At 35.3% G+C, this 14267-nt stretch carries 14 protein-coding genes; 8 read left to right on the top strand and 6 right to left on the bottom strand.

Translation table 11 applies throughout. From position 1 onward, the window contains the following. Positions 1-92: 92 nt before the first annotated feature. The 4 genes from FW780_RS03015 to FW780_RS03000 all read left to right on the top strand — a co-directional run bounded on the left by FW780_RS03015 (position 93) and on the right by FW780_RS03000 (position 1992). On the top strand, positions 93-560 hold the full coding sequence (locus FW780_RS03015) for a pyrophosphohydrolase domain-containing protein (RefSeq protein WP_047374946.1): 468 nt from the start codon (positions 93-95) through the stop codon (positions 558-560). A gap of 2 nt (positions 561-562) precedes the next feature. Beyond that, positions 563-1126, top strand: a complete 564-nt coding sequence (locus FW780_RS03010) for a TlpA family protein disulfide reductase (protein WP_149832136.1) — start codon at positions 563-565, stop codon at positions 1124-1126. A 24-nt stretch (positions 1127-1150) separates the two neighbouring features. After that, positions 1151-1735 (top strand): DUF4230 domain-containing protein, encoded by a 585-nt coding sequence (locus FW780_RS03005; RefSeq protein WP_241676828.1) that lies wholly within the window; start codon positions 1151-1153, stop codon positions 1733-1735. A 71-nt stretch (positions 1736-1806) separates the two neighbouring features. Then, the gene (locus FW780_RS03000; RefSeq protein WP_149385689.1) at positions 1807-1992 is read left to right on the top strand and encodes a hypothetical protein; all 186 of its coding nucleotides are present in this window, start codon (positions 1807-1809) and stop codon (positions 1990-1992) included. A 91-nt stretch (positions 1993-2083) separates the two neighbouring features. Here the strand turns inward: FW780_RS03000 and leuB are convergent, their stop codons facing one another. The 4 genes from leuB to FW780_RS02980 form a co-directional block, all read right to left on the bottom strand. Further along, positions 2084-3208 carry a 3-isopropylmalate dehydrogenase gene (gene leuB, locus FW780_RS02995; RefSeq protein WP_149832134.1) on the bottom strand — a complete coding sequence of 375 codons (1125 nt, stop codon included), beginning with the start codon at positions 3206-3208 and terminating at the stop codon, positions 2084-2086. Further along, positions 3189-3797, bottom strand: coding sequence for a 3-isopropylmalate dehydratase small subunit (leuD, locus tag FW780_RS02990; RefSeq protein ID WP_149832133.1), 609 nt, complete (start codon positions 3795-3797; stop codon positions 3189-3191). The genes leuB and leuD overlap by 20 nt, the downstream gene beginning before the upstream one ends. A gap of 222 nt (positions 3798-4019) precedes the next feature. After that, the gene (gene leuC, locus FW780_RS02985) at positions 4020-5408 is read right to left on the bottom strand and encodes a 3-isopropylmalate dehydratase large subunit (RefSeq protein ID WP_149832132.1); all 1389 of its coding nucleotides are present in this window, start codon (positions 5406-5408) and stop codon (positions 4020-4022) included. A 28-nt stretch (positions 5409-5436) separates the two neighbouring features. Continuing rightward, positions 5437-6600, bottom strand: coding sequence for a 2-isopropylmalate synthase (locus FW780_RS02980; RefSeq protein WP_149832131.1), 1164 nt, complete (start codon positions 6598-6600; stop codon positions 5437-5439). Between the two features lie 148 nt (positions 6601-6748). Here FW780_RS02980 and FW780_RS02975 point away from each other — a divergent pair, with 148 nt between their 5' ends. Beyond that, the gene (locus tag FW780_RS02975) at positions 6749-8293 is read left to right on the top strand and encodes a hypothetical protein (RefSeq protein WP_149832130.1); all 1545 of its coding nucleotides are present in this window, start codon (positions 6749-6751) and stop codon (positions 8291-8293) included. Between the two features lie 179 nt (positions 8294-8472). Here FW780_RS02975 and FW780_RS02970 read toward each other — a convergent pair whose 3' ends face one another. Beyond that, positions 8473-9447, bottom strand: coding sequence for a dipeptidase (locus FW780_RS02970; RefSeq protein WP_149832129.1), 975 nt, complete (start codon positions 9445-9447; stop codon positions 8473-8475). 242 nt (positions 9448-9689) lie between these two features. On the opposite strand from FW780_RS02970, the gene thrS reads away from it, so the two are divergent. Continuing rightward, the gene (gene thrS / locus FW780_RS02965; RefSeq protein WP_149832128.1) at positions 9690-11609 is read left to right on the top strand and encodes a threonine--tRNA ligase; all 1920 of its coding nucleotides are present in this window, start codon (positions 9690-9692) and stop codon (positions 11607-11609) included. 172 nt (positions 11610-11781) lie between these two features. Beyond that, complete coding sequence (gene infC / locus FW780_RS02960) at positions 11782-12282, top strand: translation initiation factor IF-3 (RefSeq protein ID WP_172625635.1); 501 nt, start codon at positions 11782-11784, stop codon at positions 12280-12282. 94 nt (positions 12283-12376) lie between these two features. Here the strand turns inward: infC and FW780_RS02955 are convergent, their stop codons facing one another. Further along, positions 12377-12940, bottom strand: coding sequence for a hypothetical protein (locus tag FW780_RS02955; RefSeq protein WP_149832127.1), 564 nt, complete (start codon positions 12938-12940; stop codon positions 12377-12379). 159 nt (positions 12941-13099) lie between these two features. Here FW780_RS02955 and FW780_RS02950 point away from each other — a divergent pair, with 159 nt between their 5' ends. Continuing rightward, positions 13100-14173, top strand: a complete 1074-nt coding sequence (locus FW780_RS02950; RefSeq protein WP_149832126.1) for a resolvase — start codon at positions 13100-13102, stop codon at positions 14171-14173. Positions 14174-14267 lie beyond the last annotated feature (94 nt).

The raw sequence follows: 14267 nt of genomic DNA, 5'->3' as shown, positions 1-14267 counted from the left end.
AGTTGTGGTTTGTTTCTTTTATTCATACATTTCCCTCTGTACATTTCACATTTTACAAATCCTTTTCTATCTTTGTGGAAATAAAAAAATTCATGGATAAAATTGATAGTCTGAACCAAGTAGCAGAATTCCATACTACTTTCAAAGCCCCTATTTTAGATACCCCACAAATTCCTTCTCCGGAAAGATGCAATCTTAGAGTAGAACTTTTACAGGAAGAACTGAACGAACTTAAGCAGGCAATTGCTGATAATAATATTGTAGAAATTGCTGATGCATTATGTGATCTTCAGTATGTTTTGAGTGGTGCTGTGCTGGAATTCGGACTTGGCAGCAAATTTGTAGAGCTATTCAACGAAGTTCAGCGTTCCAATATGTCGAAGGCGTGTGATAATGAAGAGCAGGCAAAGGAAACAGTAGAATTTTACAAAGAAAAGGAAGTAGAATCTTTTTATGAAAAGTCCGGAGAAAAATTCAATGTTTACAGACAGGCAGATCATAAAGTGTTAAAAAACAAATACTACTCTCCTGCTGATTTAAAATCAATTATCGAGAAATAATTATGAAAAAATTTATTACCAATATTGTTGCCTTTTCAAGCTTATTTTTAGCTGTACAACAGCTTAGCGCTCAAAAAGTAGTGGTAAACCGCGAGGTTGAAACTCAGAAAGACGGCAAAATGCTTTTGGGAAACCAACTGAAAGAGCAGTTTTTAAAAGCTCCTTATGCAGATTGGTATGTAAAGGAACATGATGAGTATGCTCTTGACCAAAAAGCAGTCAGTGAATTAAAAAAAGAGAAAATCGGGACTTATGATATGATTGTTTTCATGGGAACATGGTGTGAAGACAGCCACAGAGATTTTCCAAGACTGATGAAAATATTGGAAGCCGTTAATTATCCGGAAAATAAATTAACCATTATTGCCGTAAACCGTAAGAAAGAATCTCCTACCGGGGATGAAAGTCTTTATAATCTTCAAAAAGTCCCTACCATTATCCTGAAAAGATATGGAAAAGAGCTTGGAAGAATTGTAGAAATGCCTACCACAGGCTACATTGAAAGAGATTTAGTTGAAATCCTTAAAAAGAACGACTCCTCCGTTATTAAAGAAATTTTTAAATAGATTTTGAGAAATTATAGAACAATCATGTCCTTTGCAGCCGGTGCCGGCGCTATGGTGCTTCTGTTTTTTGGTCTGAAGTCCTGTTTGAACCTTGGAACTAAAACTGAACAGTCGGATTATTATATCCTGACCAATCAGATTTCTAAGATGAATAAGATGGTGGTAATGGAGCAGAACACTTCCAGTATGCAGAAAACCAAAATGGGTTATGAAGTATTCGGGAAAGAAGTTTCCAGCAACAGCATTATTACTTATACCAAGACCAATGCGCAAGTTTCTTATGATCTTAATAAAATGAAGATCGAAGTAGATTCCATCAACAAAAAGCTTGTTATTACAGAACTTCCCGATGCTGAAATCAGAATTACACCGAGTGTTGAGATTCAGTCTTTGGACGATTCATTTTTAAACCGTATTTCGGAAAAAGATATTAAGAATGTGACGGCAAAAGCTAAAGAAACGGCAGAAAAATCAATTGATCAGAATCAGTTGAGAAATGAGGGTCGTAAACAGCTGATGGAAAACCTGAATAATGTTTTTGTTTTGGCAAAGGCTTTGAATTACACCATTGAGGATAAAACCGGGAAAATTGGTATTTTAGGACTTTAGGACGAAATATTTCTGTTTGGCAAACCCTTTGAATGATACTATCCATATTCTTGAAATTAAAATTTAAAATCATGGATACAAAAGGAAACACCAAAAAGAAAGAATCTGCCAATACCGCAGAAACGAAACAGCAAAATCAGGATTTTCAAAATATTCCTGCGGCATCGAAAAAGACCAATCCACCTGATATTGACAAAGAAGATATTCAAAAATCTTCAAAGAACAAATCAGGAAAAACGGATAATACAAAAAAATAAAAGAGCTATCAGGCTTCTTTATAATTGAAAAGTTCCGTCTCATACGAGGCGGAACTTTTCTTTCTAACTATCTAACTGAACTTTTTGTTTTCTATACAATGGTTGATTTTCCGATCTTTATATTTTCAAAATTATAATATGATTTTTCGGAATATCTGATGTGGTCCGCAATAAAGCTTCCCACTTCACTTGTTGAATAATATTGTTTGGTATTAAGATCAATAGTGACATACTTGTTTTCAATGGCATGCTCTACAGACTGTCGCAACTTATCAGCTGCAGCATGTAAATTCAAATGATCCAACATCATGGCTACACTTAAGATTGAAGCAACAGGATTCGCTATCCCTTTTCCTTTAGCCTGCGGATAAGATCCATGGATAGGCTCAAACAAAGCGTTCTTCTCTCCCACTGAAGCAGACGGCAACAGTCCGATAGAACCACCGATCACACTCGCTTCATCCGATATAATATCACCAAACATATTTTCAGTCAAAATAACATCAAAATGCTTAGGATTGAGAATCAATTGCATGGCAGCATTATCTACAAACATATAATCAAGCTGTACATCCGGATATTCCGGAGCAATTTCCTGACAGGTTTTTCTCCACAATCTTGAAGTATCAAGAACATTTGCCTTATCAATAAGCGTAAGCTTTTTCTTTCTTTTCTGAGCTTCCTGAAACGCCATATGGGCAATCGGAATAATATCTTCACGACTGTATTTGCAGATATCATAAGCATACTCACCTTCCGGATCTGTAAATTTTTCACCAAAATAAATCCCACTCACCAATTCTCTGAAAATCTGAATGTCGGCCCCTTCAATAATTTCTCTTTTGAGCGGACTTTTATCAATTAAAGAAGCATAGGTTTTCAAAGGACGGATATTGGCAAACAATCCCAATTCTTTGCGGAGCTTCAACAAACCTTGTTCGGGTCTTACTTTCGCTTCCGGATTATTATCAAAAACCGGATCACCAATGGCTCCGAAAAGTACAGCATCAGATTCTTTACAAATTTTCAACGTCTCTTCAGGTAAAGGATTTCCTGTCTTAAAAATAGCCTCTGCCCCGATTAATCCATAGTCAAAATGGAATTTACATTGAAAAGCTTCAGCAATAACATCTAATATTTTAATGCTCTCTCTGATGATTTCCGGGCCTATCCCATCTCCGGGAAGAACCGCGATTTTAAAATAATTGTTGCTCATTTGTTTTTTGTGTCTTTAGTTCAAAATTTGTGATTGTCTGTTTTCTGCTGATTAAAAAATCAATATCGTCATAGCCGTTCAACAGACATATTTTTTTATAGGAATCAATCTCAAAAGTCTCCGTTGTATCTTTAAAGCTTACGGATTGTAATTCCACGTCAATCGCGATCTCATTGTCAGGATTTTCATTGATTCCTTCTAAAATTTCTTTTAAAAACTCTTCAGAAACTTTTACCGGAACAAGTCCGTTATTTAAAGCGTTTCCTTTAAAAATATCAGCGAAATAACTCGAAATAATCACTTTAAATCCATAATCTGTCAAAGACCAGGCTGCGTGTTCACGGCTGCTTCCACATCCGAAGTTATTTCCAGCAACAAGAATTTCACCACTGAATTTAGGATTGTTCAACACAAAATCCGGATTGGGCTCTCCTGTATGGATATTGAATCTCCAGTCTCTGAACAGATTTTCTCCGAAACCTTTTCTGTCTATACTTTTCAGAAATCTTGCCGGAATAATCTGGTCTGTATCTATATTTTCTGCCGGCAATGGAACTGCACGGGATTTTAAAACAACTAATTTTTGCATGTATTCTACATTGTTAGACTTTGAACCACAAAAGTTTTTTTCACTTCAGTTTACTTAAGAAAGGATAAAAAGAACCCATATAAGAAATTCGCATAAGAATGAAAATCAAAGATTTTCAAAAAGCTTAAGTGTTCTTTTTATGCAAGCCATTGATAATTTCTTATTACTTAAGCGTTACCAACTTTTGTTTCTTTGTGGTTTAAACATAATTTAAAATTACTTTTAGTTTACACTTTCAAAAGCTGAAATTTTACCTTCTATCGCTGCTTTTGCTGCAGTAAGCGGACTGGCAAGAATAGTTCTTGATCCTTGTCCCTGTCTGCCTTCAAAGTTTCTGTTGGAAGTGGAAACACAATATTCACCTTCAGGAATTTTATCATCATTCATAGCCAGACATGCTGAACATCCCGGCTGGCGGATCTGAAATCCTGCCTCATTGAATATTTTATCCAATCCTTCTTCATAAATCTGCTTAACAACCTGTTGAGATCCGGGAACAATAAGAGCTTTTACCGCATCTGATTTGCTTTTCCCTTTGATATACTGGGCTGCGGATCGGAAATCCTCTATTCTGGCATTGGTGCAGCTTCCTATGAAAACGTAATTTACCTTAATGCTGTTAACTGCCTGTCCGGCTTCCAGTCCCATGTATTTCAAAGCTTTCTCCTCAGATTCATTTTGTGGTGCAGGAATCACTTCACGAATTGAAATACCCATTCCAGGATTCGTCCCGTAAGTAATCATCGGATAAATATCTGAAGCATCAAAGCTGAGTTCTTCATCAAAAGCAGCTCCTTCATCTGTTTTCAAAGTTTTCCAATACTCTACTTTCTCTTCCCAGTCTTCTCCCTGAGGTGCAAATTTTCTTCCCTGAACATATTCAAAAGTAGTTTCGTCAGGAGCAATCATTCCGCCTCTGGCACCCATTTCAATACTCATATTGCAGACTGTCATTCTTCCTTCCATTGACATTTCTTCAAATACATTTCCAGCATATTCACAGAAATATCCCGTTCCTCCATCAGTTCCTATTTTTGAAATGATATAAAGAATCACATCCTTTGGCTGAACATTTTCATTCAGTGTACCATTGACTGTAATTCTCATTGATTTTGGTTTGTTCAATAACAGACATTGGCTGGCAAATACCTGTGCAACCTGACTGGTACCAATCCCAAAGGCAATAGATCCAAATGCTCCATGGGTAGATGTGTGGCTGTCACCACATACAATACTCATCCCCGGCTGGGTAATCCCTAATTCCGGAGCAATAATATGAACGATCCCCTGATATTGATGTCCCAATCCGAAAAGCTCAATATTGTTTTTCTTACAGTTTTCTGTAAGCTGCTCTACCTGATTTCTTGAGAGATCATCTTTAATGGGCTGTTCCTGATGTAAAGTAGGCACATTGTGATCCGCTGTGGCTACAATCTGCTCCGGTCTGAAAATTTCCAGATTTCTGGATTCAAGTTCTGCAAATGCCTGAGGACTGGTTACCTCATGAATAAGATGTTTGTCTATATAAATGATCTGAGGTCCGTCAGGAATGGTTTCTACCACATGAGCGTCCCATACTTTATCAAAAAGTGTCTTTTTACTGTTGTCCATTTTACTTTTATCTTGATTTAAATCAAACCTATCCTATTTTTCTGGTGAAAGAATCCATCATCAGACTCAGATCATCATTACAAATTTCTTTTTTAAGGTCAGCGATTTTCAAAAATTCCTGATATAAATAATCCAATTCATTTTTGGTAACCTCGTATCCTATATGTTTGAAACGGTAAGCCAATGCTGAACGGCCGCTTCTGGCTGTAAGAATAATTGAAGAAGCATTTACTCCTACTTCTGCAGGATCTATGATTTCATAAGTTTCTCTGTTTTTGATCACTCCATCCTGGTGAATTCCAGAACTGTGGGCAAAAGCGTTGGCTCCTACAATCGCTTTATTGGGCTGTACAGACATTCCCATCAAGTCAGATACCATTGTACTCATTTCATTCAGCATTCTGGAATTGACATCTGTATAGAGATTCAAATCTTTATGCTGTTTCAAAATCATAACAACTTCTTCTAAAGCTGTATTACCTGCCCTTTCTCCCAATCCGTTGATAGTACACTCAATCTGACGGGCTCCGTTGATGGCTCCCGCAATAGAATTGGCAGTTGCCAGTCCAAGATCATTGTGACAATGGCATGACAGCACCGCTTTTTCAATACCCTTCACATTTTCTCTCAGATATTTTATTTTTTGGCCATATTCTTCCGGGAGGCAATATCCTGTTGTATCAGGAATATTCAAAACAGTTGCTCCAGCTTTGATAACAGCCTCACAAACCTGCGCCAGATATTCATTGTCTGTTCTTCCGGCGTCTTCGGCATAAAATTCTACGTCTTCTACATAAGTTTTAGCATATTTTACTGCCTCTACCGCTCTTTCAATAATGTCTTCTCTTGTGGAGTTGAATTTATATTTAATGTGAGAATCAGAAGTTCCGATTCCGGTGTGTATTCTTGGCCTCTTTGCAAACTTCAATGCTTCCGCTGCGGTATCAATATCTTTTTTATTCGCTCTTGTCAGCCCGCATACTTTTGCTTTTTTCACCAGTTTTGAAATTTCTGAAACAGATTCAAAATCTCCCGGACTGGAAATTGGGAATCCCGCTTCAATGATATCAATCCCTAGCTCATCAAGCCTTTCAGCAATAATCAGTTTTTGTTCCGTGTTCAGTTTACATCCCGGAACCTGCTCCCCATCTCTTAGTGTTGTATCAAAAATTTCAATTTTTTCGGAATTCATAAGTGAAGTTTTTTACTTAATTTTGGTTCAAAACTACGGGTTGCAATATTTTTCCATTTTCACTTTTCCTGAAAATTACAATATTCAACAGTTGAAAAAACAATCGTATTCATTTATTAATCAGTATTTTAATTTATAAAAATTTACAATGGCAGAATTGCAGAAAGATTTTTTGTTTGTATTGGTAAAGTCATTGACCACCTCTGAAAAACGACAGTTTAAGTTATATGTAAACCGTCTCGGAATTAATGTAGATGCCAAATTTCTACTGCTCTTTTCTGAAATGGATAAGATGAAGGAATATGATGAAAGTGTGATCATTGAGAAAAAAATCTCTACCAAACAGCAGCTTTCTAACCTTAAAGCCCATCTTTATAAACAGATCCTTGTAAGCCTTCGTATGAACCCGAGTCATCAGAATTACAGAATTCAGCTTCGTGAACAGTTGGATTTTGCCAATATTTTGTATCAGAAAGGACTTTACAAACAGGCTTTAAAAATACTGGACAAAACCAAACAGTCTGCATTGGAACTGGATGAAAAAAGTATTGCTTCTGAAATTATAGATCTTGAAAAAGTAATTGAATCCCAATTCATTACCCGAAGTATTGAAGGACGTGCCGAAGAGCTTATCAAACAATCTCAGGAGATCAGCAAACAAAACCGCTACACCACAAAACTGTCTAATCTTTCTCTGAAATTATACAGTGAAATGCTTACTCACGGCTACGTAAAAAATGATGCAGACCGACAGGAAGTGATGGATGTTTTTAATGCCCAGATTAAAAATATAAACCCTGAGAAACTAAACTTCACGGAAAAACTTTGGTACTATAAAGCTCATGTCTGGAAAAACCAGCTGTTGCAGGATTATAAATATACTTTGAAATATGCTTATCAATGGGTAGACCTGTTTCATAAAAAACCTGAAATGATCTACAGTCACCCGGTTTGGTATATCAAAGGGAATACCTATCTCCTGAAGATCCTGTTTTTATATGGAAACATTGATATTCTTGAAGAGCATTTCGCGAATTTTAATAAAATGGTACATGCTGAGAATTTTATCCAGAATGAAAACCTTCAGTCTCTTATTTTTCTTACCCATTACAATACACTGATGAATATTCACTTTGTAAAAGGGGAATTTTTCACAGGAACAAAGCTTATTCCTGAAGTGGAATTAAAAATGGAAAAACTCAGAGAAAGAATAGATGAACACCATTTTATGATTCTCTATCTGAAAATGGCCGCCATGTTCTTCGGCAGTAAGATGTTTGACAAATCTATTGAATATTCTATGAGGGTCATTGAATCCAAAGGAAATGTACAGGAAGACCTGCTGTTCCATACAAGGATTCTCATCTTAATGGCAAAATATGAATCTGGAAATGATGAAGATTACGACGAGTTTATTGCTTCTACTTTAAAATTTGCTAAAAAAATGAAAAAGCCGGAAGAGTTCCATTTTGAAAGTATCCAGTTTTTTAAGAACCTTAATAATCAGGTATTGGATCAACGGCAGAAAGCGTTTGAAAGTTTTGATAAAAAGCTGGAAGCATATTCTAAAAATGAATATTACAGACGATCATTATTTTATATTGATATCCATGGATGGATTAAATCTAAAGTGCAGAATGTAGATGTCATCGAGATTATAAAGCAGAAAGTCAAGTATAAAAGAAAACATTAAATAAAAACAGATAAATATTTATCATTTAATTAGTTAACTAATTTCACCTAAACTAAATTTAAACACTTAAAATAGTAGAAAAATAATCTCTCGCAGATTTAACTGATTTCGCAGATAACATAAAAAAGTCTGCTTGATCGACTCCATCTGCGAGAGAAATATATTCTAAACGCGAAGTTTTATTTATACATATTTTCTATAAAATTCAAGGCATTTTTGTGACTGATCTTTTCTACCAATTCAGGTGAAAACCGCTCCTCAATTTCTTTATTGATTGCATTAAAAGCAGATGCATCATCATATCCTTTAAAGAAAAAAGGATGACGGGATTTATCAGGATGATTTTTGCAAAAGAAAAAATCTGCACCATAGGCAATGGCATCTTCCGCTCCTAAATCAAGACCGTACTGAATATGTTCGTATAACATTTCAGGATTTTTATCATCTACACAGTTACGGATAAAATTGAGTCCTATCAACCCATTTCTCTTAATAACTTCTTTTGCCAGTTCATCAGGAAGGTTTCTTTTTTTGTCATGGACAGGCCTATAATTAGAATGGCTTGCCAAAATAGGAATCTTATAGTTTCTTTGATCAATATAATTAAGAACTCCATAAGCAAGCTGATCACTGGTATGGGCCAGATCAATAGCGATATTTTTTTCTGAAAAATAATCAAGTAAAACTTTTCCGTCATCTTTCAGTCCCACATCAGAATTGTTTCCTCCACCAAAGCGGTTTTCGGTATGATGGGTTATTCCCAGATAAAGAATTCGCTGTGTTTTTTCAATGATAGCTTCCAGCTTTTTAAAACCAGAGTCCAGGGTCTCATCTTCATCACAAAAGCCTGATGCATTTTCGATAGAAGCGATAACTCCCACTTTGTTTTTGTTCTCAGAATTTTTATAGTTTTCACCATTGAATAAAAAAAAATTCTCATTTTGCAGGAATTCTGAAAATATTTCGCTCTGTTTTTTTCCATAAACAGTACTATTGTTACCTGTTGCTGAGTATATGGCCATTACCTGGAGCTTTACATTTCCTTCTTTTAAATAAGGAAGTGAACAGCCAAGCTCTTTGTCGTCAATTAATGAGCCCGGTTCCAGTAAATAGCATAATAAATCGCAGTGCAAATCAACATTTATAGTATTCATATTGAATGTAATTTGTTTGTTTTTAAAGAGTTTCAAAAAGAAAATGAGTAGTAATAGCAAAGAAATACATAACTGGAAATCCTGAAGTATTTTTCTATGATCAACTGAATCTGGAATTCAATGGGACAAAAACACCTCTGTTTTTTCTTTTTTTAATATTAATTCTCATTCTAAATATATGCTAATATAGTATTTTATCTAAAAATTCCGTATTTTTGCCTCTTAAAATTTCTTAGTAAACAATGATAAAAATTACACTTCCAGACAATAGTGTCAAAGAATTCGAGGGAGCAGTGACTCCTCTAGATGTGGCAAAATCTATAAGCGAGGGATTGGCTAGAAACACCATTTCCGCAATTGTTAATGACAAACAAGTAGAAACGACCACACCTATAACCACGGATTCTACGGTACAGCTTTTGACCTGGAATGATGATCTTGGAAAGAAGGCTTTCTGGCACTCTTCTGCCCACCTTTTGGCGCAGGCTATCCTTGACTTTTATCCTAATGCTAAGTTGACGATTGGCCCTGCCATCGAAAGCGGATTCTACTATGATGTGGATTTCGGGGATGAAAGCTTATCTGAAAAAGATTTTGAAAAGATTGAAAAAAAGATCTTAGAAAACGCGAAGAAAGGTTCTACCTTCTCTCTTTATCCGGTTTCTAAAGAAGAGGCTTTAAAAACATATGCAGACAATCCTTACAAAGTGGAACTGATCTCTAATCTTAATGATGGAGAAATCACTTTTGTAACGCATGACAACTTCACAGACTTATGTCGTGGTGGTCACATTCCGAACACAGGAATTGTAAAAGCAGTTAAAATTTTAAATGCAGCAGGAGCTTATTGGAGAGGAAATGAAAAGAACCCTCAGTTAACAAGAGTATATGGTATTTCTTTCCCTAAACAGAAAGACCTTACTGAATATCTTGAAAGACTGGAGGAAGCTAAAAGAAGAGACCACAGAAAATTAGGTAAAGAGCTTGGAATTTTTGCATTCTCTGAAAAAGTAGGTGCAGGTTTACCGCTTTGGTTGCCAAAAGGAACTGCTTTAAGAAGAAAACTTGAAAATTTCCTTTCTGATGCTCAGAAAAAAGGAGGTTATGAGTTTGTAATGTCTCCACATATCGGGGCAAAAGAACTCTATGTAACTTCAGGACACTGGGATAAATATGGAGAAGACAGCTTCCAGCCGATTAAAACTCCGAATGAAGGAGAAGAATTCTTACTGAAGCCAATGAACTGTCCTCACCACTGTGAAATTTACAAGACTTCACAATGGAGCTACAGAGATTTGCCTAAGAGATATGCAGAATTCGGAACAGTATACAGATATGAGCAAAGTGGAGAGCTTCACGGTTTAACGAGAGTTCGTGGATTTACTCAGGATGATGCCCACTTATTCTGTACTCCTGATCAGCTTTCTGAAGAATTTGAAAAGGTAATTGACTTGACTCTTTATGTTTTCAAATCTTTAGGTTTTGAAGATTTTGTAACTCAGGTATCATTAAGAGATCCTGAAAACAAACAAAAATACATCGGTTCTGATGAAAACTGGGAGAAAGCAGAAAGTGCCATCATCAATGCAGCTCAGAAGAAAGGATTAAAAACAGTTGTGGAATACGGAGAAGCGGCATTCTACGGTCCTAAGCTTGACTTCATGGTGAAAGATGCTTTAGGAAGAAAATGGCAGCTTGGAACGATCCAGGTAGATTATAACCTTCCTGAAAGATTTGATCTTCATTATATCGGAAATGATAATGAAAAACACAGACCGGTAATGATCCATAGAGCGCCATTTGGTTCTATGGAACGCTTCATTGCTATTTTGTTGGAAAACACAGCAGGTGATTTCCCATTATGGCTGAGCCCTGATCAATTTATAATTCTACCTATCAGTGAAAAATATGTAGATTATTCAAAAAAAGTTTCACAATTTTTGGAAAATCACGATATTAGCGGTCAGATTGACGACAGAAACGAGAAGACAGGTAAAAAGATCCGTGATGCGGAATTGAATAAGATTCCTTTCATGCTTGTAGTAGGAGAAAATGAAGAGAAAGAAGGCACGATTTCTGTAAGAAGACGTGGAGAAGGAGATCTTGGAGTGATGAAACTGGAAGATTTCGTTGCTTACTTTAAAAAAGAAGCAGCCATATAATTTAAAATTAAAATATTGAAGGATTCAAAGGTTAATATAGTAACAGAATCTTTCAATTTTTAAATATTTGAATCAATAAAATTAAGTAATTAACCAATAAAATTATAATACAATAGCACAAAGATTTAACAACAGGGGCCCACAAAGACGTCCTGTACAGGAGGACTTACACTTGATCAACGATAAAATTCGTGTGAGAGAGCTTCGTTTGGTGGGCGATAACGTAGAGCCAGGAATTTATCCAATTGACAAAGCAAGACAGATTGCTGCAGAACAGGAATTGGATTTAGTAGTAATTTCTGATAAGGCCGAACCTTTTATTGCAAGAATATTAGAATACAAGAAATTCTTATATGAGCAAAAGAAAAAACAAAAGGAACTTAAAGCTAAGCAAGTAAAAGTGGTTGTAAAAGAGATCCGTTTCGGGCCTCAGACAGATGATCACGATTATGAATTCAAAAAGAAGCATGCTGAAAAATTCCTTGAAGAAGGTTCTAAGCTAAAAACCTACGTATTTTTTAAAGGACGTTCGATTATCTTTAAGGACCAGGGAGAAATTTTGCTTTTAAAACTTGCTCAGGAACTAGAGCATGTAGGTAAAGTAGACCAGCTTCCTAAACTTGAAGGGAAAAGGATGATTATGATGATGAGTCCTAAAAAACCAGCAAAATAATTAAGTCATTATTTTAATATAAAAAAACCTCAAAGCAATTTGAGGTTTTTTTATGCTTTAATTTTAAAAAGAGATGTCTGTACTACTCTATCATCTATCCTTCAAAATCCCCACAATCATGCTCTGTAAAAAGAGACAACGCTTTTTTGGTAGTAAAATATCTGGATATTCTTTTATTTTTTAATTCCAGTTTATTGCCCTCTATCACGAGTTCGTAAACTGGTGCTTTATCTATTTGTGTTATACTATAAGTTCTTTCCGGTGTTTTAAAAATAGTTTTGTTTCCTTCATTAGAGAATGAAAAATCATCAATTTCAAAAGTATCTTTTTCATCACAGACATTGGTCCATCTGATCTGTTTCTTATTGATAGAAAGGCTTGTCAGATCACATGAATAACAGTTCCCCGAGAATTCTATTCCATATTTATCATATATGTTTGTACTTTTACTATTGAGCAAATCAATAGGAACTAACGCTGAAAAATCACCGGGTATTTCTACTTGTAACTGATCATTTTTTACGGTTTTCGGTGTAGAGGTGGCAACTTCTTTTTTGATATCCGGAGAAGTATTTTTTTCCACTTTTTTGTCTGTAGCGGGTGAACATGATGCCAGTAAAGCAGTCATAACTGAAAGGCTGATTATTAAGTTTTTCATTTTATAAAGTAAAATACAATATTAGGTTTATTGTCTTTGTAAAATTGTCCAAATTCTGTCATTCAATATATCCCTGTTTTCAGCCATTTATTCCCTGTATCATACAGTTTTGTTGGCATCTGTACTGGAATACTGATACATTTGCCCCAAAAATATAAAATGAAAATTTTAAATCAATTCTTCATCTCATCTATGGTTGCTTTTGTAGGATGCAATCAGCAGAATAAAACAACAGAAACAAACAAAGCAGAAACTGAAGTTAAGCAAAAAAAGATAACACTGGCCGATTTCAAAAAAATAAAAGGGGTAGATAATGTACGGGATGTTCCGTTTCAATTATTTACCAAGTTGGATTCTATACGGTTTTTTGTGACTCCGAGCAAAGATGCAGCTCATTTGAAAATGGCTTATCATAAACTCGATAATTATTACGGATTTGAAGAATTTGAAGACTTCTACTCTATTCACTACAGCATTAATAACAATATTTCTAACAGCATTGAGGCATTTGTCCTGAAATCAGAATTCACTCCGGCATATGAGCTTACTTTAAAAGGTGTGGATCTCTATGAGATCAGAAGCAGTACATTTAAACAATCTGATGATTTTAAGAATAAATCTTTTAAGAAATTTGGAACTATTACTGAGATTTCAGAACAGGAATTTAAAACCAGTTCAAACAATAGGATCAATGAAGCATTAGTAAAAAACCCGAATATAAAACTACAGGATGATAACTGGATTTACAAAGAAAATGGTCGAGAAGAAGTTATTACACAACATGAAAACATCTCTACAGAAACCGGACCACTTGCCAATGAATATGTAGGAAGGTCACCTTACTTAAATCTGGAAGTTTTCAAAGAAAATTCTGACGAAGTTGCAGGTTCCTTCTATTCTTTTTACAGTATAAAAAACGCAATTATGTTTGAACTAGGGACAGAGGGCTATCCGCAGATTCTTCCTGCTAAAGGCTGGGTTACTTCTGTTTCCTCTAATAATGATGTCGGGAGTAATTTTATTATCGCTAAATATTTCCCACAAACCAAAAAACAGGATAATCTTTTATACGTGAATTTCACCAATTTTAAAATAGCAGATGATAAGAAAGCATTTTGGACAGATAATGATACTTTTTATGCAGAAGTCTACCCGCTTAATTCTACTTCGGGCCATGGTAAAAAGCCAAAAACAGCTTATATAAAAATCCAGTTGAAAGCTGATCTGTTTTAACAGGGATTTAATTAAAGTTTAGAATAAAAACCCCTGAAATCAGCCAGTGTTTATAGCTGTAAAGTCCAATATCTTTGCGGTAATATTTAAAGAT

Origin of the sequence: Chryseobacterium sediminis, assembly GCF_008386505.1 — a bacterium.
GTDB lineage: Bacteria > Bacteroidota > Bacteroidia > Flavobacteriales > Weeksellaceae > Chryseobacterium > Chryseobacterium sediminis.
This window is presented reverse-complemented; position numbering and strand designations above follow the sequence as displayed.